The sequence below is a fragment of the Enterobacter cloacae complex sp. 6730903 genome (genome assembly GCF_048283985.1).
GTDB classification, from domain to species: domain Bacteria; phylum Pseudomonadota; class Gammaproteobacteria; order Enterobacterales; family Enterobacteriaceae; genus Enterobacter; species Enterobacter hormaechei_C.
Genome location: NZ_JBLVXX010000156.1, coordinates 1 through 600, shown reverse-complemented (window position 1 = coordinate 600; position 600 = coordinate 1). Strand labels below are relative to the sequence as shown.

The window sequence follows — 600 nt, the reverse complement described above, 5'->3', positions numbered from 1 at the left end:
TTGGTCTGGTGAATGGCAAAATGGGTGCTTAGGCATATATACAGAGCCATTATGAGCCGTTTTCCACGACTCTATGCCCTTACCTAATTCATTACGTCTTTTCTGTGTGATTTGCTTGGCACAAACAGGACATGACCAAATAGAACCACAGATTTGAACATTGCCATAATGAGCCTTCTCTCGATGCTCGTTATACATCACAGTTCTAGTCTTAGTTTTGTCTATCCGGAGACGTCTACATTTAGATACACGTTCCTTAGGAAGGAGTTTTCTAGATTGGTCTTGTAATAGATAATCATGCACTCGCTGGAAGCCTTGTGGCGTAAGCATTACATGAGATTTCGTCTTTATACCAAGGGACTGGCTATTTTCGAGGCTCTTTGAGCTTGCTGAGGACGGATTTTCCCCATAAAATATATTCATCGACATACCTTAATTATGTTGATCACTGGGTTGAAGTGTTCCAGCACTGTCAGCCCATTTTTATGCCTGTACGGTTTACTAGGTCTTTCGCACAGGACTTTAGTGCAAGTTGATATTACTACTGAAAAATTCATAAAAGCAAGACAACAAGTTTTCATGACAACACCCCGTATATAC

At 40.7% G+C, this 600-nt stretch carries 1 pseudogene; it reads right to left on the bottom strand.

The annotated features are described in order from the left end of the window. A pseudogene (locus tag ACNQ0W_RS25320) lies at positions 1-423 on the bottom strand (hypothetical protein); the annotation flags it as partial. Between the last annotated feature and the right edge of the window lie 177 nt (positions 424-600).